This window comes from Erysipelatoclostridium sp. MSK.23.31, from assembly GCF_019125875.1.
Lineage (GTDB): Bacteria > Bacillota_I > Bacilli_A > Erysipelotrichales > Coprobacillaceae > Thomasclavelia > Thomasclavelia ramosa.
In genome coordinates, this window is record NZ_JAHOCB010000005.1 from 97,070 (window position 1) to 114,352 (window position 17,283).

Consider the following 17,283-nt stretch of genomic DNA (forward strand, 5'->3'; position numbering starts at 1 on the left):
GATAAACTGCAGCGGCTCTTTTTTAAATAAAACTATGTTCAATTTGCATAACCGTATAGTAATTAGGGTTAATTGCACGTAGTTTCGTATTGATTTCTTCTTTTAAAACTTTATGTTTAATTTCATCATTTGAAGGAATCATAACGTCAAAAATTAAATTTGTATGTGTTGGTCCAGTAACAATTCTAAAATCGTGAATACTGTATTCTTTGTTAATTCCTTTGACAACTCCTAAGACTACTTGTTTTAATTCATTTGTTAGAGCATCATTTGTGTCTACTGGATCCATATGAATCGTTGTCAGGATATGATATTTCTCCAACATTGAACGCTCAATCAAGTCCATCGCATCATGAACTGCCATAATATTATCATTACAATCAACTTCAACATGCAAAGTTAAAAATTTTCTACCCGGTCCATAATCGTGCATCATTAAATCATGGATTCCTAAAGCTTCTGGATAAGAAAGAATATATTCTTCGATTTCATTAATCAATTCCTTATCAGGTGCCATCCCCAATAAAGGATCAACAGTATCTTTAAAGATATCAATTCCTGCTTTTAAAACAATAATTGATACAACAGCTCCCATTATCCCATCTACTGGCAAATCAGTATAAAGGGATAAAATTAATGAAATTAAAGTCGCTGATGTCGCCATCACATCGTTTAAACTATCTTGACTGGCAGCCATTAAGGTAGCAGAATTAATATTTTTAGAAACCGTTCGATTAAACATTGCCATCCATAATTTAATTAAAATTGAAACAATTAAAATAACTACAGCTACGATTGTAAAAGTTACTTTTTCAGGAGCAATGATCTTAAAAATAGAATCTTTTAAAGCTTGAAAACCAACTAATAAAATTAAAAAAGCGATTATTAGACCAGCTACATATTCAATTCTACCATGACCATAAGGATGCTCTGAATCAGGATGACGATTAGCTAATTTAAAACCAAATAATGAAGCTAAATTACTACCAACATCTGAAAGGTTATTCAACCCGTCAGCCTGAATGGCAATACTATGAGTAATAGCCCCCATTGTAAGTTTAAAAATCACTAAAACAATATTGCAGGCAATCGAAACGATTGAACAAAGCATGCCATACTGTTCTCTTACTTTAGGGTTATTATAATCATTATAATTCTTAATGATTTTTTTAGATATAAATTTAAACATTAATCAATATGATAAATATAAATGTCTTGTTTATTAATCTCGATTAAATTAGCTTCTATTAGTTCATCTAGGTATTTAGCTACTTTTGCCTGATTTACCTCTTTATTTGCCATCGCTGCCAAAGTTTGAGCAATTACTGGATTATCTATTTTTAACAAAGCAATATTTTCTTGATTAAAAACAGGCTTTCTTAATAATGTATCTAGTAAAGCAGCATATGCTAGTTTTGTTTCTAAACGAATATTTCCAAATTTACTGCCTTGAAATAAAGCTTTTGGCAGATAATAAGTACTATCATCGACACTTTCTTTCAATGCTTTTAATGTTTCCTTGTTGTATAATTCCATATTTTTACCTCCAAATATATTATCCATTATACCATAAATGATTAATGATTATGATAATAAATTAAAAAGATTAGATTTTTGCTATCTAATCCTTTAAACGCCCTGTAAATGTACTAACATCCTCAAAGCCGATTTTAATTAAATTTTCTTTAACGTCATTGACATACTGACCAACTCGATCACTTGTATGACTATCTGTACCAATAGTAATAATACGACCTCCTAAATCATAATAACGTTGAACTTGTTCAAAATTTGGAAAGCCGCAAGTCTGATTAACTGCATATCCAGAAGTATTTACCTCAATCCCCTTATTTTTAATAATCAAATTTTTAAATATTTCATCAATTATATTCTGATATTTCTTATGTTCAACTTTTTTATCTTCATAAGGCCCGTATCGCATAATGTAATCTAAATGTCCTAAAACATTAAAACAGTCAAAATTTTTAACGCACCTTAGCGTTTCTTCAAAGAAAGCCTGATGAGCTTGCTCTTTATTTAGATTTTTAAAAAAATCCCCATAATAAAATTCAGTATGATCAATTACATGAATTGAGCCAATTACAAAATCAAAAGGATACTGGTTAATCAAATTATTAATCTCTAATTGATGATTCATATCTAGACCTATTTCAATGCCCCATTTTATTATAATTTTATCTGCAAATTCTTTTTTTAAAGCCATAATTGTTTGATAATAACCTTCGACATCTAGATCAAAAACATCAATTGGGTAATCGAAATCACGATGATCAGTAAAACAAATCTCATCTAGTCCCATTTTAATTGCTTGAATTACATGTTCACGCGGATCAGCCTCACTATCACCTGAAAATCTAGTGTGCATATGATAGTCAATGGAACGCATTTTAATAGTCTCCTTTAGTATGAAAATCTTTCTTATTTCCAGTTATTTTATGACGATCTTTTAACTTATTTTCAATATCGTCAAGTGTTACCCCTTGATTATTCATTAAAACAAAAACATGATAAAATAAATCACTGATTTCACCGATTAATTCTTCCTTATCATCATTTTTAGCCGCGATAATCGTTTCACTTGCTTCTTCACCTACTTTTTTACAAATTTTATCAACACCTTGATCTAATAAGTAATTAGTATATGATTTTTCAACTGGGTTTTGTTTCCGATTTTCAATTAGATTTGATAGACTTCTAAAAATATTAGTATTATCATAAGCCATTATTTCATTAAAGAAACAAGAGTACGCTCCAGTGTGACATGCTGCTCCAATTTGTTCAACAAAAATTAACAGTGTATCTAAATCACAATCTAAATACATCCCTTTAATATTTTGAAAATGACCTGATGTTTCACCTTTATGCCATAGTTCATTCCTACTTCTTGAAAAAAAACAAGTTTGATTTGTTTCTAACATTCTTTGATATGCTTCTTCGTTGACATAAGCTAACATCAAAACTTCATTTGTTTTATAGTCCTGAACAATAGCAGGAATCAACTCCATTTTTGTAAAATCTGGTTTCATTACATTGCTCTCCTTACATTTATATCATGTTTCCTTAATTCTTTACGAACATCTTCAACAGTTGCTTCGCCAAAATGAAATAATGAAGCCACTAAAGCGGCATCACAATTAGTTTGTTTAAAGACATCAACAATGTCTTGAATACTGCCACAACCACCACTGGCAATTACTGGAATATCAACAGCATTACATACAGCATTGATCATGTCGATATCATAACCTGCTTTAGTCCCATCTGCATCCATTGAAGTCAATAGAATTTCCCCAGCACCCAATTCTTCACATTTAGTTACCCATTCTATTAGATCAATTCCAGTATTTTCACGACCACCTTTTACATAAACGTCATAACCGTCATCATCACGTTTTTTAGCATCGATTGCAACGACTACACACTGTACCCCAAATTCATCAGCAGCCGCTTTTATTAAATCAGGGTTTGCAATAGCTGCCGAATTAACAGATACTTTATCTGCTCCACTAGCTAAGATCGTTCGAAAATCATCAAGCGTCCGGATTCCCCCGCCAACAGCTAGAGGAATCGTTAATTCACTAGCCCCGCGTTCAATAATATCTTTAATAATATCACGTTCTTCATAACTTGCAGTAATATCTAAAAACACTACTTCATCAGCACATTGCTGATCATAACGTTTAGCTAATTCAATGGGATCTCCAACATCTTTCAATTCTACAAAATTAATTCCTTTTACAACTTTACCATTTTTTATATCCAAACAAGGTATTATCCGTTTTGTAAGCATGTAATAACCTCCTTGAGATCTACTTTACCCTCATAATAAGCCTTACCAACAATACATGCATAATAGTTCTTACTAGCTACATCTTTAATATTTTGAGCATCTTTAATGCCCCCTGAAACAACAAAGTTAATAGTAGAAGTTCTAGCGATCTGTTCATACATATCAAAGTTAGGACCTTGTAATGTTCCATCTTTACTAATATCTGTAGCAACAATGTATTTAACCCCTAACTTCTCTAACTCTTTGATAAACTCCAAGTATGGCACGTTACTGATTTTTAACCAGCCTGAAGTTGAAACAAAGCCATCTTTAACATCAACTCCTACGACAATTTTTTCAGGACCATAGGTATTAATAGCACTTTTTAAAAACTCTGGATCATTAATTGCAGCAGTTCCTAAAATTACCCGATCTATTCCTACTTCATCTAAATATAAAGCAACTGTTTCAATATTTCTAATCCCCCCACCAAGTTCTACTTGCATTGAAGTATTTTGTTTTATTTTCTTAATTGTTTCAAGATTAATACATTCACCATCTTTAGCACCATCTAAATCAACAACATGAAGCAGCTTAGCACCCATTTTCTCAAAATTCTCAGCTAATTTTTCTGGTTCATTACTATATACTGTTTTTTGATTATAATCACCTTTAAACAATCTAACGGCTTGACCATCTTTTAAATCTATTGCTGGAATAACTAACATTCGATCATCTCCTTAAACGCTAATAATATTTTTTGTCCTACAGCTCCACTTTTTTCAGGATGGAACTGGCAACCAATCACATTGTCTTTAGCCGCAATTGCCGTTATATTTGTCTTACCATAATCACTATAAGCAATTAATTGTTCATTTGGGCATGTTGCCATAAAAGAATGAACAAAATAGACATCATCATTTTCATGAATATTTTTTAAAATTGGATGGTTTTGGTTGAAATGTAATTGATTCCAACCCATATGAGGAACCTTTTCATCAATATCCATAAAGACTACTTCTCCATCCAGGAAACCTAATCCTTTAGTTTCTTCAACTTCATACCCTTTTTCAAATAAAATTTGCATTCCCAAACAAATTCCCAAAATTGGTATTCCAGCATCTTTTCGTTCATTTAAAACATCAATTAAATCAAACTTTTTTAAATTATTCATAGCTACCGGAAAAGCCCCTACTCCAGGTAATACAATTGCTTTAGCTTGGCGAATAATATCTTTGTCACGAGTAATTACAGCTTCAATTCCGACCCTTTTTAAAGCGGAAATAACACTACTTAAATTACCAATATTGTAGTCAATGATTACTACCATCTAAATCCCCCCTTGATTTTTATAAGACTCCTTTTGATGAAACAACTTTATCTTTGTTAGCTTCATCAATACTAACCGCTTCTTTTAAAGCTCTTCCTAAACTTTTAAATATAGCTTCAACAATATGATGATTATTAGTTCCATACTGTTCATTAATATGTAAAGTAATCAGTGAATTAAATGCCAATGCCCGAAAAAATTCTTCCGTCATTTCTGTTTCAAATGTGCCAATTCTTTCACAAGTTAGATTAACATTATAAACTAAGAAAGGACGCCCACTAATATCTAAATTGGTTGTTACTAGCGTTTCATCCATCGGAATAGTAAAAGCTCCATATCTTTTAATCCCGAGTTTATTGCCAAGCGCTTCTTTTAAACAAGTTCCTAAAGCAATTCCAAGATCTTCTACTGTATGATGAGTATCAACTTCTAAGTCACCTTCGCATTTAACGATTAAATCAAAACCTCCATGAAAAGCAAATAGTGTTAACATATGATCAAAGAATCCGATTCCAGTACTAATTTCACTTTTACCTTCTCCATCTAAATCTAATTGCACAAGAATTTTCGTTTCTTTTGTTTCACGTTCAATCTTTCCAATTCTCATGACTATTCCTCCTCAAATCTTACTGCTACTGAATTTGCATGGGCATCTAAACCTTCACTTTTAGCAAATTTAATTACATCTTCCTTGAATTCGCCTAAGACATTTTTAGGATAATAGCTATAAGATGAATATTTAACAAAATCATATACCCCTAATGCCGAATAAAACTTAGCAGTTCCTCCAGTTGGTAGTACATGGTTAGTTCCACTCATATAATCGCCTAATGGTTCCGGTGAATATTCTCCTAAGAAAATAGAACCGGCATTTTTAATTTTTGGTAACATATTTACAGGATTATCTACTAATACTTCTAAATGTTCTGGTGCTAAATAGTTGGAAACATCAAATGCTTCATTCAAATTATCAACAATGATTGCTCCACCATAATTAACCAAGGATTCTTCGATAATATCTCTTCTTGATAAATAAGCCATTTGGCGAACTAATTCACCATTTACTTTAGCCACTAAATCACGACTTGTCGTAACTAATAAAGCACTAGCCAGTTTATCGTGTTCTGCCTGACTCATTAAATCAGCAGCAATATATTTAGGATTAGCGTTCTCATCTGCAATTACCAATACCTCACTTGGGCCTGCAACCATATCAATATCAACAAGTCCATAACTAAGTTTTTTAGCCGTCGCAACGAAAATATTTCCAGGACCTACGATTTTATCGGCTTTCTTTATTGTTTCAGTACCATGAGCAATGGCAGCCACCCCTTGAGCGCCACCAAATTTATAGATTGTATCGACCCCACTTACTTTTGCTGCAGCAATAATAATCGGATTAACTTTTCCATCTTCTTTTACCGGTGTAATAATTACTAAATCTTTAACTCCCGCTAACTTTGCTGGAACAGCATTCATTAATACTGTAGAAGGATAACTAGCGGTTCCCCCAGGAACATATAATGCCACCCGTTCAATTGGACGCACCATCTGTCCCATGATTACCCCATTATCTTTAAATAAAGACCATGATTTATCAATTTGATTTTTATGAAATTCAGTAATTTGTTCTTTAGTTCTTTCAAGGATACGTAGATAATCTGCATCTATTTGTTTTAATGCTTCTTCTTTTTCTATCTCACTAACGATTAAATCTTTTTCATCATTAATTTGATAACCATCAAATTTTAAACAATACTCATATAATGCTTTATTTCCACGTTCATTAATATCTTCAATAATTTTTAATACAGCCTCATTTACTTCCTTATTAACACTTTCCTTACGGCTGTCTAATTTAGTCGCTACCGCTTCTAAATTGCCTTTATAATCAACAATCTTTAACATTATTTTCCCTCCGTAACTGCTTCTAATTTATTAACTAAATTCATAATTTCATCTTTTTTAAACTTAAAACTAACTTTGTTGGCCACTAATCTAGTTGAAATATCACTAATTTTTTCAATCACTTCTAAGCCATTTGCTTTTAAAGTCGACCCCGTTTCTACAATATCCACAATTGCGTCACTGATTCCCACGATTGGTCCCAATTCTACAGATCCTTCTAATTTAATGATTTCAACATCTTCTTGTTTTGTTGCAAAATATTTTTTTGCTACTTTAGTATATTTACTTGCAATTTTTTTACGCCGTTCAAATTTCTTGTTACGATACTCTGGATAAGCCGCTACAGCAAAGTAACATTTACCTATATTTAAATCCAATAATTCATAATAATCTTCAAAATCAACATCGTCTAATGTATCTTTACCAACAAAACCAATATCGACAATTCCGTGTTCTAAGAAAGTTACTACATCATTGGCTTTACCAAAAATCATTTCAATTCCATCTTTTGTTGCAATTAATAATTCCCGATCCTTATTAAAAATTGGTTCCATATCAAATCCCGCTTCTTGTAACAACTTACAGACCTGCTTTTCAATTCTACCTTTAGTTATTGCTATTTTAATCATTATTGCCTTCCCCCTGCTTATCAATCGCTTTTAAAATATGATTCATATGGTAGCAAAATCCAATTGCACCAACATTTTTATTGAATCTTGGTAATAAGTCATCATATCTTCCCCCAGAAATGATTGGCTGCGCACTTTTATCACTATATCCTTTAATCATTAAGCCAGTGTAGTATTTCATTGTTGGCACCATTCCTAAATCAAAAATGATACTTTCTTTATTATCCAAAGAGTTATATAACTCTTTTAATCTTTCCAAAGCCTTTAACAATATTTCATCATTTATTCCTTTGATTGCAGTATCTAATAAAGTGATATCACCAAAAGCAGTCGGCAATTTTAATAATAGTTCATTTAACTGCCCATCAAATTCATTATCGGCAACAAACTTTTTCATTTCACTTATATCCCGATACTTCAATATTTCTGTTAATTCAACTGCCTTATCACCAACCAGTGTGCATAGGCGATTAAAAAAACGTGCTGAACCAATTTCTACAAGAATATTTTTTAATCCAAGATGTGGTAAAGACTCTTGAATCATGTTTAAACATTCTTTATCACCAGCAATTCCAGGCTTGTTGATCAACTCAACTCCACCTTGAAAAAACTCACTGGAACGTCCTTTATGCATAGTTTCCTTACGGTATACTTTACCAAAATAACAATAACGTGCTTCTTCATCACCATAATTGTTTGTTGAATAGAAACGTGCTAATGGAATTGTAAAATCACAGCGCATTGCAACATTTTTACCTTCATGATTAATGTACTGAAACATTTTTTCTTGTTCAAAACCACAATCTAATTGAGTATATAAGTCAACATACTCAAATGATGGCATTAACACTTCATTATAGTTATTCTTTGCAAAGATAGCTCTTAAACTATTTTCAATCTCTCGTAATTTCGATACATTAGTAATAATTGCGTCAATACTTTCTTCCGGTATTAAATACTTAAATTCTTCCATTTTATTTCCCCCTTTAGTTACAAAAAAACGAGTCATTACACTAATGACTCGCTAAAGTAATATTGTCATTAGATACACCCAAATAATATTTAACACAAAATGGGTTGTATCAATAAACTGATAAAACCCTAGGCAATCCAATGATGGTGATGTAATTGTAAATTTGTTGTTGTTTTCATAATTAACACCTCTCATTGTATACAATATATCATATCTAATGATAAATGAAAAGATAAAATTAATTAAAATTATAGATTTATCATAAAGTTTATTTATCTAACTTGTTAAAATCTTAAATTTTTATCTTCAACATTACCATTGCCATTTATAATCAAATATTTACCAAAATTCGTGAGTATTAGCAAATATTCGTTAAATATTAGCTAAAAAAGGCGAAATATTTTAGAAAAACATGAATCTTATTACCTAGTTTACTAAAAGAAAATAAATAATAACAATTCCCCTTTTACTAAAATCATTGTCTTTATATAATAGTTTTTGTCATTATTTGGAAGGAGAATAATATGAAACAATACTACATATATATTTTAGAAGAAGATGAAGAAATATCTGCTGAACTGATTGATCATTTATCAAACAATAATAACATTTGGATAGAAGCAGTCAATAATCTTCAGTCCACAAATCATAGTGAAGTTAAACTTGAACATGATATTACAACAATTCTAAAGCAGGTTGGCATTCCGGCTCACTTGAAAGGCTACATGTATTTAAGAACTGCTATTTTAATGGTATACTCTGATATCGAATTATTAGGTCAAATAACAAAAAGACTTTATCCAAATATTGCTCGCCAATACAGTACGACAGCCTCAAGAGTTGAAAAAGCAATTCGTCATGCAATTGAAAACAGTTGGAATCAAGGTGACAAAAGAAAAATTAATACCATTATTAGGGCCGCCCCAGATTCTCTTAAAGGAAAACCAACAAATTCTGAATTTATTGCTTTAATTGCAGATAAACTCAAAATAAAAAATCGTTATGCATTTGAAAGCAGATAAAAAGAAGTTTTATATGAACTTCTTTTTATAAATTACTCATTATATATTTTATATTCTGACAACAGTCGATCAGTTACCATTGAAATAAATTCTGAATTACAAGGTCGATGTTTAGCTCGATAACCAAACATTTTTTCTAACTCTACAAGATTACCGTTTGACCAAATAACCTTGATTATATGTCGGATTGATTGTTCCACCCGTGACGAAGTTGTAGAATACTCTCTTGCTACACTTGGGTATAATTCTTTTGTAATTTCTGTCAAAATTTCAATATCACTGCATGAACGTTTTATTGCTGAAACTAAATAACCAAATCCGTTTAAATGATTTGGTGCACCTATCGATAAAAATATTTCATATAGTCGTTTCATTATAAATATATTTTTATCTCTACTATTCTTTTCTATCATTTGATCCTTTGGTAAGATCACAATACTAAATTCCCTATTCATTTTTAATAACTTAGTGTCTAATACACTTATCTCCTCACTTTAAACTTTATCCCATATTGAATCTGTTTTTGAGCGCATTAAAGCCCTTATCCCGAGATAACCTTGTACTTCACTAAGAATTTATATCTTAATATATTTTTTATATCAAAATAATTCATTATACTCACTCCCCTCTCTTTATCCCAGGATTAGTATAACAAATTTAGGCCCTTTAAAATATAAAAATTATGTGTATTGATCAAATTTAGCTAAGCTTTTCACTTAGCCGTAATTGAGATACTATTTTTGAGTATGATCTCATCTGCATAAATTGCATTTGATATTTTTTTATAAATACTTTTATTATCTTCTTTTCTTCATCCATTAACGAAAGACCTGTTAATTTCAAAATTTTCGACCATTTTTTTTCATAATTTTTAACTACATAAAAAGCATTAGAACGTTCAATGGTTGGATATACCATCAAAAATTCTTCAAGTCTATGATTATAATATGAACGCAACAATTCAATTTGAGTTGTTACTAGTAACATTGACGAAGGAACCATACATTCTACAAAAAGCGCATGTGTTCTACCGCAATGTTTACACATCACTCGTTGAATTTGAATACATATTTTTCGCGTGGATGTTTTATAATACCTTTGATAATAGCCAATTTTAACTAGTTTACCATTGCTGCCACAGTCACATTCAAGCCCCTTCATATCAACCCGTATCAGTGCTTGATCATATGTTTCTTGTGTGAATTCCTTTTTTAAATATACTGTATCATTTGAAATTATAATCATTTTTAGCTCTCCCGTTTATACTTATATATTACGCTTAATCAGGTAATCAAATCAATAAATATTTTGCTATTATTTGATATACTAAAGATAAAAAACTACGTCTTACTAAACCATTTCCATTAAATACTTATATATATGAAATTTAGTTCAAATAACGTAGTTTTATTTTATTTAGTTTCTTGAGGCGGAATATAAGTAACTAATTCTTCTATGTTACACTCAAGATAATAACATAGTTTACAAATAAGATTTGCATCGATCCTTTGAAAAGAATTTTTGCAATATCGATTAAAATTAGGTCGAGGTATATCCAATTCTTTGCATATTTTATTTTTGCTTATTCCTTTATTTTTTAAAATCTGCTCTATATTCATTATTATATGTCCATATTCATTCATTGAAATCACCTCTTTGAAATAAGTATAAATAATAAATTGCCTTTTAGTAATTATCTATATAGATATTTGCTATTTAGTAAGGTATTATATTGATGTAGCTATTTTTCCCAAAATTAATACTTATAACAAAGAAGGAGTAAAATTTATGTATATGTATGATTTTTTTAATTCATTAGACTTATTACAGCAGGTTCCCAATATTAATGATTTACCAAGAGGTAACTATCTATATTTTGGTATTTGTAAAAAAGATGAATTAATTCAAAGAGGTTATAAAGTTAGCTGTGACAAATTGTATCTAACCTATGCAAGATATGATGATTTATCTAATTTATCATACTATCCAATTGATAAGTTCTATAACTATATGAATCAGCTCACATCAAATCTAATTGATTTAAATGAGTTAGACAATAATGAACTTAAAGCTAGCTTATTTGAAGCAATATGGCTTATAAATGAGATTGCATATTTAGAAGAAATTCCTTTTTTTAATGCTAAATTAAACATTGAAGTTTCTACTTTATGTGACATGATCGATCATAATGGTGATGAATTTGATCACAGCATTGACTATTTTGATAATATTGGTTTATTGAAAAAAATTCATATTGCTCAAATTAGATATTTTATTTCACAGTATCTTCGTGCTAAATTGAAAATTAATAAAACTTATTCAAACATTGATTTAGCTAAATTTGATAGTTTCGTTTTAGATTCAATGAATCGATTTATTGAAGTCGCTCCAATTAAGTATAAAGTTGAAATTTATACTAATCTGGATAATCCTGAATTTGACAGTATTTTTGAACAAATCGTAGTTTTAAATGAGCGACAAAGTAACAAAACCTAGTCTTCTTTATTTCTGAATATACGTCATAAAAAAATTCCCTTATTAGGGAAACTTGATTTAATTATACTTTTTAAATTATGGCTTTAACTATAAATGCTCCTATAACAACAATTATCAAAAATTGAAAAAATATACTAATTATATCTATCACTAACGAGGATTTAATCATTTTATGCAATTCTTTCATCAATGGTATCTCATATTTAAATGTAAATAATAAGTTTATTAGAACTATAATTAGATAGAAAACAATAAGTGTAGATTTATTACCATAAGAGAAATTCCCTGACAAATCAGCATGAATAATGACTGGTGATTCAATTGTTTGCCAATTTAGTAACAAGGCTATACCTAAAAGAGCAATAATGATCCAAGAAATAATCTTAATAATTTTCTTAATATTTACCATAGTTTCTCTCCTTTACAGCTTTTCAATAAGCGAATTATAACTCTTTTTCATTAATAATCTCTATTTGACAGCTAGCACATCTAAATACTTTAATTCGACAGCCTTTTATCAAATTTAATTTTGCTAAAATAACCTGCTGTTTATTTGGATGATTAATAATCCAGCTATTTTTTTCATTATCCGGAGTCCAACAAATATCATTTTTCCCCGAATAAATATAACCAAGGATCATCTCGCTAGCACAATATGGAGATTTCATTGATACTTTCTCAACTTTCATAATTATTTAAATAATCAATTTAAGTATACAATTTTTTATTCAAAAATAAAAATGATTAGATAAACTAACAGCTATTAGTTCTAATCATCTCTATTTTGATACCATAAAATTATCATTAAAACTAAAATATTATATACATCCAGCCACATGAAAATAGCAATATTTTTTTACTAAAATAAACTTATCTCATAATAACCATTAACTTATTCAAGCTCGTATATATCATCAATATTTATTTTTACACCGTTTTCAAGCACTAATAAATTTTCATATTCGTTAATTTTTTTTAGGTGATTTATAATTGTAATGTATTGTCCACCCGATTTTTTTTGATTTGCTTCAAAATATGTTATTTTTATTAACGGTGCTTCAGTAAGATGCTTTAATAATTGTTGTAATCTGAAATTAATAATTGCTATACGATCTTCATCCAAGATTTTTCTTTGAGCTGTTAGTCGCTCAGTTTCCTTAATTGAGTCCTTATGTCCTGTCAGTGCAACAAAAGGAGCAAATTGAGCTGCACGATCTTCTAATGACATCTGTGGATGCTTGATTGAAATATGATGTGGTAAATTAATAATATCTTGATAGTCATGAATGTTTTTTGTCATGCTTTATGCCCGCCTATTGTTTTATTACGTTCTCTCCCTGTTGCTCCTTCTGCTAAGTTCATCCCTTTTAAAACAGCATTCTTACCATATTTCTTTTTTAACTCCAAAGTTGTTTTTTGAAGTCTTTTTTCTTTCTCTAAATCACGTCTTTGTTTTTCTTCATCTTTCTTTTGTTGATCATAATCAGTAAATAGATCCATTTGTTGTATTGTCGGCTTTATTTTAATACTGCTTTCATCAATAATATGATTGGCAGAAATATTAAACCTTCTAATTGTTAAGAATCTTTTAACATGTTCTTCATACCATTTTAAAACTGCCAAGATAATTAATTTTGCTGATGCAGTATAACTATCAAGATTAATTGTTCCATGGGCATGCTTTGGAATCTTTCGCCCATATCTATCGGTAATTATTTCCTCGCGATAAAGACTACCCGTAGTTACATTTTCAATATCATATCCAATAGTAATAATAATTTGGTTTGTAACAAGCTTTTTATCAACTAAACTTAATGCTAATGCGTCCAGCATTTCTTTAAGTATCAATTTACCTTTTTCGAATGAATAAGGTGAACTCAAAACCTGTCCAATTCCAATGCTATTATTTTCTGGTTTATATGCCTTAATATGTTGCATTGTACAAGGTTCACATCCCCAAGCATGATCAATCAGCAATTCAGCGTTAATACCAAATATACTATAAAGAAGGTCTTCATTATAATATTCATCTTCACTGCCCACTGAACATTTGGCAATATCGCCCATTGTAAATAAACCTATTTTCTTTAATTTTTTTTCATAACCTCGTCCTATTCGCCAAAAATCTGTAATCGGCTGATGATGCCATAAATATTTTCGATATCGCATTTCATCTAGATAGGCAATCCGAACCCCATCTTCATCCGCTTTAACATGTTTAGCAACAATATCCATTGCCACTTTTGCGAGGTATAGGTTTGTTCCTATTCCTGCAGTAGCTGTTATGCCAATCGTTTCTAGAATATCTAATATTATCATTTTAGCAAATTCTCCAGGTGTTTTTCTTGAAGCTTTCAAATAACTAGTTGCATCAATAAAAACTTCGTCAATCGAATAGACGTGGAGATCCTCAGGTGATACATATTTCAAATAAATGTTATATATTCGTGTACTATATTCCATATACAAAGCCATTCTGGGTGATGCTGCTATATAGCTTAATTCTAAATAAGGATTTTTCTTTAGTTGAGAATCAAAATAAGATTTATCTATAAAATTTCTGTCGTTAATTGCTCTTTTTCTTTGAAAATTAACTTCTTTGACTTTTTGTATGACTTCAAACAATCTTGCTCGGCCTGAAATACCGTACTGTTTTAAAGATGGTGATACCGCTAAACAAATCGTCTTCTCTGTTTTACTAGTGTCAGCTACAACAAGATTAGTAGTTAAAGGATCTAAATTTCTTTCAATACATTCAACTGAAGCATAAAAAGATTTTAAATCAATCGCCATATATACATGTCCCGCTGCTTCCATTTTAACACTCCATTTCTAAAAAGAATCCACTGTTTATTCTACTATAGTTTGCCCTTTTTCACAAAGAAAAATCTATTATTATCAAATAATAAATTTTATTTTTAATCCTCACGCTAAGTATACAAAAAATAAGTTTATTAACTTATTAGCTCACTATATTGGAAACTCTCTTTATAGCAGCTATGTATTTATTGATATACAAATAGTATTTTAAAAGACAATATTATAAAGATGGTATTTTTTATGCAATATAATAATTATATTTATTTATAATATTTTTTTCTTAAATGATTTATTTATTATCAGACTAATAGTATTATATTAAATATACAAGAAGGAGGACAATATAAAAATGGATTATATTACTAAAGTATTTAATCAAGTAAAAGAAAAAAATGCTGATCAACCTGAATTTATTCAAGCAGTTGAAGAAGTATTAGAAAGCTTACGACCTGTAATCGAAGCTCATCCTGAATATGAAAAACAAGCTATTCTTGAAAGATTAGTAGAACCTGAAAGAACTTTAATGTTTAAAGTACCTTGGATGGATGATAATGGTCAAGTACAAGTAAACCGTGGATATCGTGTTCAATTCTCAAGTGCAATTGGACCATATAAAGGGGGATTAAGATTACATCCTAGTGTAAATCTTGGAATTATCAAATTCTTAGGATTTGAACAAATTTTCAAAAATGCATTAACTACACTACCTATCGGTGGTGGTAAAGGTGGATCTGATTTCGATCCACAAGGAAAATCTGATAACGAAATTATGCGTTTCTGCCAAAGCTTCATGACTGAATTATATCGTCATATTGGACCAGACGTAGATGTACCTGCTGGGGATATTGGTACAGGTGCCCGTGAAATTGGTTATATGTATGGTCAATATCGTCGTATTCGTGGTGCTTTTGAAAATGGTGTTTTAACTGGTAAGCCATTGCCATATGGAGGAAGTTTAATTCGTCCCGAAGCAACTGGATTTGGAGCATGCTACTATGGTAAAGAAGTATTAGAACATTTCAATGATTCTTATGAAGGAAAAACAATTGCTTGTTCTGGATATGGAAACGTAGCATGGGGTGTTTGTTTAAAAGCTCGTGAATTTGGAGCTAAAGTCGTATCAATTTCTGGACGTGATGGATATGTATATGATCCTGAAGGAATTACTACAGATGAAAAAATTGATTTCTTATGTAAAATTCGTGAATCAAATGATGTTAAACTAAAAGACTATGCTGAAAAATTCGGATGTGAATTCCACGCTGGTGAAAAACCTTGGGGATTAAAAGTTGATATGGCTTTCCCATGCGCTACACAAAATGAAATTGGTATAGAAGAAGCTAAACAATTAACTGCTAATGGTGTTAAATACATTATTGAAGGTGCTAATATGCCTACTACACCTGAAGCAATGGAATACTTTATTAGTAACGGTGGAACTCTAGGACCTGCAAAAGCTGCTAATGCTGGTGGGGTTGCAGTTTCTGCATTAGAAATGGCTCAAAACTCAATGCGTTATAATTGGACACGTGAAGAAGTTGATGCTAAATTAAAACAAATTATGAAAGACATTCACGATCATTCAAAAGCTGCGGCTGAAAAATACGGTCTTGGATATGATCTTGTAAAAGGTGCAAACATTGCCGGATTTGAAAAAGTTGTTGCAGCAATGATTTCTCAAGGAATTTATTAATAGATAAGATAAAAGCGCTAATCTTCTTGATTAACGCTTTTTTTATATTCTTCGATATTTTCCATTACTTCTTCATAAAATGACTCAGCATCTAAAATATAAAGTGTTGAAATACCTTTATGTTTTATCTTAACTTTGTGTTTGCTCACTAATTTTATTTCTTTAACATCTTTATAGTCTATCAAAGCTGGTAAGATTCCAATTCCTTTAAATTCATAAACTAGCATCGAATCATTAAATATCTTCATATTATATTTTGTTGTTAACATCATTAATACAACAAACGATAAGATTACACCAATAATCACTTTTGAACGATTATGATCTAGTGCAAAATAAACACACACACCGCCAATCACAAAGAAAAAGATAATTGAAAAAATTAACATTCTAAACTCTTTATATTTCATGAATCCACCTCTTATTAATATTCAATAGTATATCATAATCAAAAATAAAAACAACCCAAAGGTTGCTAATTTCAAATGGTGACCTGTACGGGATTCGAACCCGTGAATGCATGCGTGAAAGGCATGTGAGTTAACCGTTTCTCCAACAGGCCAAATCAATGGTGGTTCCGGCCGGAATCGAACCAGCGACACGAGGATTTTCAGTCCTCTGC

General features: G+C 30.4%; 22 protein-coding genes and 1 tRNA gene. 3 read left to right on the top strand and 20 right to left on the bottom strand.

Annotated elements, in window-relative coordinates; translation table 11 throughout:
* Nucleotides 1-22 precede the first annotated feature (22 nt).
* The 11 genes from KSU54_RS04250 to KSU54_RS04300 all read right to left on the bottom strand — a co-directional run bounded on the left by KSU54_RS04250 (nt 23) and on the right by KSU54_RS04300 (nt 8,630).
* Complete coding sequence (locus KSU54_RS04250) at nt 23-1,189, bottom strand: cation diffusion facilitator family transporter (RefSeq protein ID WP_003537412.1); 1,167 nt, start codon at nt 1,187-1,189, stop codon at nt 23-25.
* Complete coding sequence (locus KSU54_RS04255; RefSeq protein ID WP_008791514.1) at nt 1,189-1,536, bottom strand: hypothetical protein; 348 nt, start codon at nt 1,534-1,536, stop codon at nt 1,189-1,191. Before KSU54_RS04255 ends, KSU54_RS04250 begins: the two co-directional genes overlap by 1 nt.
* 85 nt (nt 1,537-1,621) lie before the next feature.
* A complete protein-coding gene (locus KSU54_RS04260) occupies nt 1,622-2,407 on the bottom strand; it encodes a histidinol-phosphatase HisJ family protein (RefSeq protein ID WP_008791513.1) in 786 nt (261 codons plus the stop codon).
* Between the two features lies 1 nt (nt 2,408).
* Complete coding sequence (hisIE, locus tag KSU54_RS04265) at nt 2,409-3,047, bottom strand: bifunctional phosphoribosyl-AMP cyclohydrolase/phosphoribosyl-ATP diphosphatase HisIE (RefSeq protein WP_003537400.1); 639 nt, start codon at nt 3,045-3,047, stop codon at nt 2,409-2,411.
* Entirely contained in the window at nt 3,047-3,811 is a 765-nt protein-coding gene (hisF, locus tag KSU54_RS04270) for an imidazole glycerol phosphate synthase subunit HisF (protein ID WP_022007557.1), read from the bottom strand. The genes hisIE and hisF overlap by 1 nt, the downstream gene beginning before the upstream one ends.
* Nucleotides 3,793-4,518: a 1-(5-phosphoribosyl)-5-[(5-phosphoribosylamino)methylideneamino]imidazole-4-carboxamide isomerase gene (gene hisA / locus KSU54_RS04275; protein WP_009009021.1), complete on the bottom strand. Its 726-nt coding sequence runs from the start codon at nt 4,516-4,518 to the stop codon at nt 3,793-3,795. The genes hisF and hisA overlap by 19 nt, the downstream gene beginning before the upstream one ends.
* Nucleotides 4,512-5,120: an imidazole glycerol phosphate synthase subunit HisH gene (hisH, locus tag KSU54_RS04280; protein ID WP_003537396.1), complete on the bottom strand. Its 609-nt coding sequence runs from the start codon at nt 5,118-5,120 to the stop codon at nt 4,512-4,514. The genes hisA and hisH overlap by 7 nt, the downstream gene beginning before the upstream one ends.
* A gap of 19 nt (nt 5,121-5,139) precedes the next feature.
* Entirely contained in the window at nt 5,140-5,727 is a 588-nt protein-coding gene (gene hisB / locus KSU54_RS04285) for an imidazoleglycerol-phosphate dehydratase HisB (RefSeq protein WP_008791509.1), read from the bottom strand.
* Nucleotides 5,728-5,729: 2 nt separating this feature from the next.
* Nucleotides 5,730-7,028 (bottom strand): histidinol dehydrogenase, encoded by a 1,299-nt coding sequence (gene hisD / locus KSU54_RS04290; protein ID WP_029480278.1) that lies wholly within the window; start codon nt 7,026-7,028, stop codon nt 5,730-5,732.
* A complete protein-coding gene (hisG, locus tag KSU54_RS04295; RefSeq protein ID WP_009009019.1) occupies nt 7,028-7,657 on the bottom strand; it encodes an ATP phosphoribosyltransferase in 630 nt (209 codons plus the stop codon). The genes hisD and hisG overlap by 1 nt, the downstream gene beginning before the upstream one ends.
* A complete protein-coding gene (locus tag KSU54_RS04300) occupies nt 7,650-8,630 on the bottom strand; it encodes an ATP phosphoribosyltransferase regulatory subunit (protein ID WP_009009018.1) in 981 nt (326 codons plus the stop codon). Before KSU54_RS04300 ends, hisG begins: the two co-directional genes overlap by 8 nt.
* A 524-nt stretch (nt 8,631-9,154) precedes the next feature.
* On the opposite strand from KSU54_RS04300, the gene KSU54_RS04305 reads away from it, so the two are divergent.
* Nucleotides 9,155-9,652: a sporulation initiation factor Spo0A C-terminal domain-containing protein gene (locus tag KSU54_RS04305; protein WP_009300174.1), complete on the top strand. Its 498-nt coding sequence runs from the start codon at nt 9,155-9,157 to the stop codon at nt 9,650-9,652.
* A gap of 32 nt (nt 9,653-9,684) precedes the next feature.
* Here the strand turns inward: KSU54_RS04305 and KSU54_RS04310 are convergent, their stop codons facing one another.
* The 3 genes from KSU54_RS04310 to KSU54_RS04320 form a co-directional block, all read right to left on the bottom strand.
* On the bottom strand, nt 9,685-10,086 hold the full coding sequence (locus tag KSU54_RS04310) for a sporulation initiation factor Spo0A C-terminal domain-containing protein (RefSeq protein ID WP_224209009.1): 402 nt from the start codon (nt 10,084-10,086) through the stop codon (nt 9,685-9,687).
* Between the two features lie 265 nt (nt 10,087-10,351).
* Nucleotides 10,352-10,897 carry a DUF6431 domain-containing protein gene (locus KSU54_RS04315; protein ID WP_003537377.1) on the bottom strand — a complete coding sequence of 182 codons (546 nt, stop codon included), beginning with the start codon at nt 10,895-10,897 and terminating at the stop codon, nt 10,352-10,354.
* A 167-nt stretch (nt 10,898-11,064) separates the two neighbouring features.
* Nucleotides 11,065-11,295: a helix-turn-helix domain-containing protein gene (locus tag KSU54_RS04320; protein WP_003537376.1), complete on the bottom strand. Its 231-nt coding sequence runs from the start codon at nt 11,293-11,295 to the stop codon at nt 11,065-11,067.
* A gap of 145 nt (nt 11,296-11,440) precedes the next feature.
* Between KSU54_RS04320 and KSU54_RS04325 the strand changes: the two genes are divergently transcribed.
* Nucleotides 11,441-12,148 carry a hypothetical protein gene (locus tag KSU54_RS04325; RefSeq protein ID WP_003537374.1) on the top strand — a complete coding sequence of 236 codons (708 nt, stop codon included), beginning with the start codon at nt 11,441-11,443 and terminating at the stop codon, nt 12,146-12,148.
* A gap of 70 nt (nt 12,149-12,218) precedes the next feature.
* Here the strand turns inward: KSU54_RS04325 and KSU54_RS04330 are convergent, their stop codons facing one another.
* From KSU54_RS04330 to KSU54_RS04345, 4 genes are all read right to left on the bottom strand, one after another.
* Nucleotides 12,219-12,557, bottom strand: coding sequence for a hypothetical protein (locus tag KSU54_RS04330; protein WP_003537373.1), 339 nt, complete (start codon nt 12,555-12,557; stop codon nt 12,219-12,221).
* 34 nt (nt 12,558-12,591) lie between these two features.
* Nucleotides 12,592-12,816 (bottom strand): PF20097 family protein, encoded by a 225-nt coding sequence (locus KSU54_RS04335; protein ID WP_117561220.1) that lies wholly within the window; start codon nt 12,814-12,816, stop codon nt 12,592-12,594.
* Between the two features lie 224 nt (nt 12,817-13,040).
* A complete protein-coding gene (locus KSU54_RS04340; RefSeq protein WP_117791910.1) occupies nt 13,041-13,448 on the bottom strand; it encodes a hypothetical protein in 408 nt (135 codons plus the stop codon).
* The gene (locus KSU54_RS04345; protein ID WP_003537369.1) at nt 13,445-14,965 is read right to left on the bottom strand and encodes a Y-family DNA polymerase; all 1,521 of its coding nucleotides are present in this window, start codon (nt 14,963-14,965) and stop codon (nt 13,445-13,447) included. The genes KSU54_RS04340 and KSU54_RS04345 overlap by 4 nt, the downstream gene beginning before the upstream one ends.
* A gap of 352 nt (nt 14,966-15,317) precedes the next feature.
* On the opposite strand from KSU54_RS04345, the gene gdhA reads away from it, so the two are divergent.
* Complete coding sequence (gdhA, locus tag KSU54_RS04350; protein ID WP_003537367.1) at nt 15,318-16,661, top strand: NADP-specific glutamate dehydrogenase; 1,344 nt, start codon at nt 15,318-15,320, stop codon at nt 16,659-16,661.
* A gap of 17 nt (nt 16,662-16,678) precedes the next feature.
* On the opposite strand, the gene KSU54_RS04355 is transcribed toward gdhA, so the two are convergent.
* Complete coding sequence (locus KSU54_RS04355) at nt 16,679-17,071, bottom strand: hypothetical protein (protein ID WP_008791502.1); 393 nt, start codon at nt 17,069-17,071, stop codon at nt 16,679-16,681.
* Between the two features lie 76 nt (nt 17,072-17,147).
* Nucleotides 17,148-17,223 (bottom strand) — tRNA-Glu (locus KSU54_RS04360).
* Nucleotides 17,224-17,283: the final 60 nt, after the last annotated feature.

What these genes read in the sequence shown, in the direction of transcription:
- KSU54_RS04335 (WP_117561220.1), bottom strand. Translation starts at nt 12,816, where the DNA reads ATGAAATCTCCATATTGTGCTAGCGAGATGATCCTTGGTTATATTTAT.
- hisF (WP_022007557.1), bottom strand. Translation starts at nt 3,811, where the DNA reads ATGCTTACAAAACGGATAATACCTTGTTTGGATATAAAAAATGGTAAA.
- KSU54_RS04340 (WP_117791910.1), bottom strand. Translation starts at nt 13,448, where the DNA reads ATGACAAAAAACATTCATGACTATCAAGATATTATTAATTTACCACAT.
- hisB (WP_008791509.1), bottom strand. Translation starts at nt 5,727, where the DNA reads ATGAGAATTGGAAAGATTGAACGTGAAACAAAAGAAACGAAAATTCTT.
- hisG (WP_009009019.1), bottom strand. Translation starts at nt 7,657, where the DNA reads ATGATTAAAATAGCAATAACTAAAGGTAGAATTGAAAAGCAGGTCTGT.
- KSU54_RS04305 (WP_009300174.1), top strand. Translation starts at nt 9,155, where the DNA reads ATGAAACAATACTACATATATATTTTAGAAGAAGATGAAGAAATATCT.
- KSU54_RS04260 (WP_008791513.1), bottom strand. Translation starts at nt 2,407, where the DNA reads ATGCGTTCCATTGACTATCATATGCACACTAGATTTTCAGGTGATAGT.
- KSU54_RS04255 (WP_008791514.1), bottom strand. Translation starts at nt 1,536, where the DNA reads ATGGAATTATACAACAAGGAAACATTAAAAGCATTGAAAGAAAGTGTC.
- KSU54_RS04345 (WP_003537369.1), bottom strand. Translation starts at nt 14,965, where the DNA reads ATGGAAGCAGCGGGACATGTATATATGGCGATTGATTTAAAATCTTTT.
- gdhA (WP_003537367.1), top strand. Translation starts at nt 15,318, where the DNA reads ATGGATTATATTACTAAAGTATTTAATCAAGTAAAAGAAAAAAATGCT.
- hisIE (WP_003537400.1), bottom strand. Translation starts at nt 3,047, where the DNA reads ATGAAACCAGATTTTACAAAAATGGAGTTGATTCCTGCTATTGTTCAG.
- KSU54_RS04355 (WP_008791502.1), bottom strand. Translation starts at nt 17,071, where the DNA reads ATGAAATATAAAGAGTTTAGAATGTTAATTTTTTCAATTATCTTTTTC.
- hisH (WP_003537396.1), bottom strand. Translation starts at nt 5,120, where the DNA reads ATGGTAGTAATCATTGACTACAATATTGGTAATTTAAGTAGTGTTATT.
- KSU54_RS04300 (WP_009009018.1), bottom strand. Translation starts at nt 8,630, where the DNA reads ATGGAAGAATTTAAGTATTTAATACCGGAAGAAAGTATTGACGCAATT.
- KSU54_RS04315 (WP_003537377.1), bottom strand. Translation starts at nt 10,897, where the DNA reads ATGATTATAATTTCAAATGATACAGTATATTTAAAAAAGGAATTCACA.
- hisA (WP_009009021.1), bottom strand. Translation starts at nt 4,518, where the DNA reads ATGTTAGTTATTCCAGCAATAGATTTAAAAGATGGTCAAGCCGTTAGA.
- KSU54_RS04330 (WP_003537373.1), bottom strand. Translation starts at nt 12,557, where the DNA reads ATGGTAAATATTAAGAAAATTATTAAGATTATTTCTTGGATCATTATT.
- KSU54_RS04320 (WP_003537376.1), bottom strand. Translation starts at nt 11,295, where the DNA reads ATGAATGAATATGGACATATAATAATGAATATAGAGCAGATTTTAAAA.
- KSU54_RS04325 (WP_003537374.1), top strand. Translation starts at nt 11,441, where the DNA reads ATGTATATGTATGATTTTTTTAATTCATTAGACTTATTACAGCAGGTT.
- KSU54_RS04250 (WP_003537412.1), bottom strand. Translation starts at nt 1,189, where the DNA reads ATGTTTAAATTTATATCTAAAAAAATCATTAAGAATTATAATGATTAT.
- hisD (WP_029480278.1), bottom strand. Translation starts at nt 7,028, where the DNA reads ATGTTAAAGATTGTTGATTATAAAGGCAATTTAGAAGCGGTAGCGACT.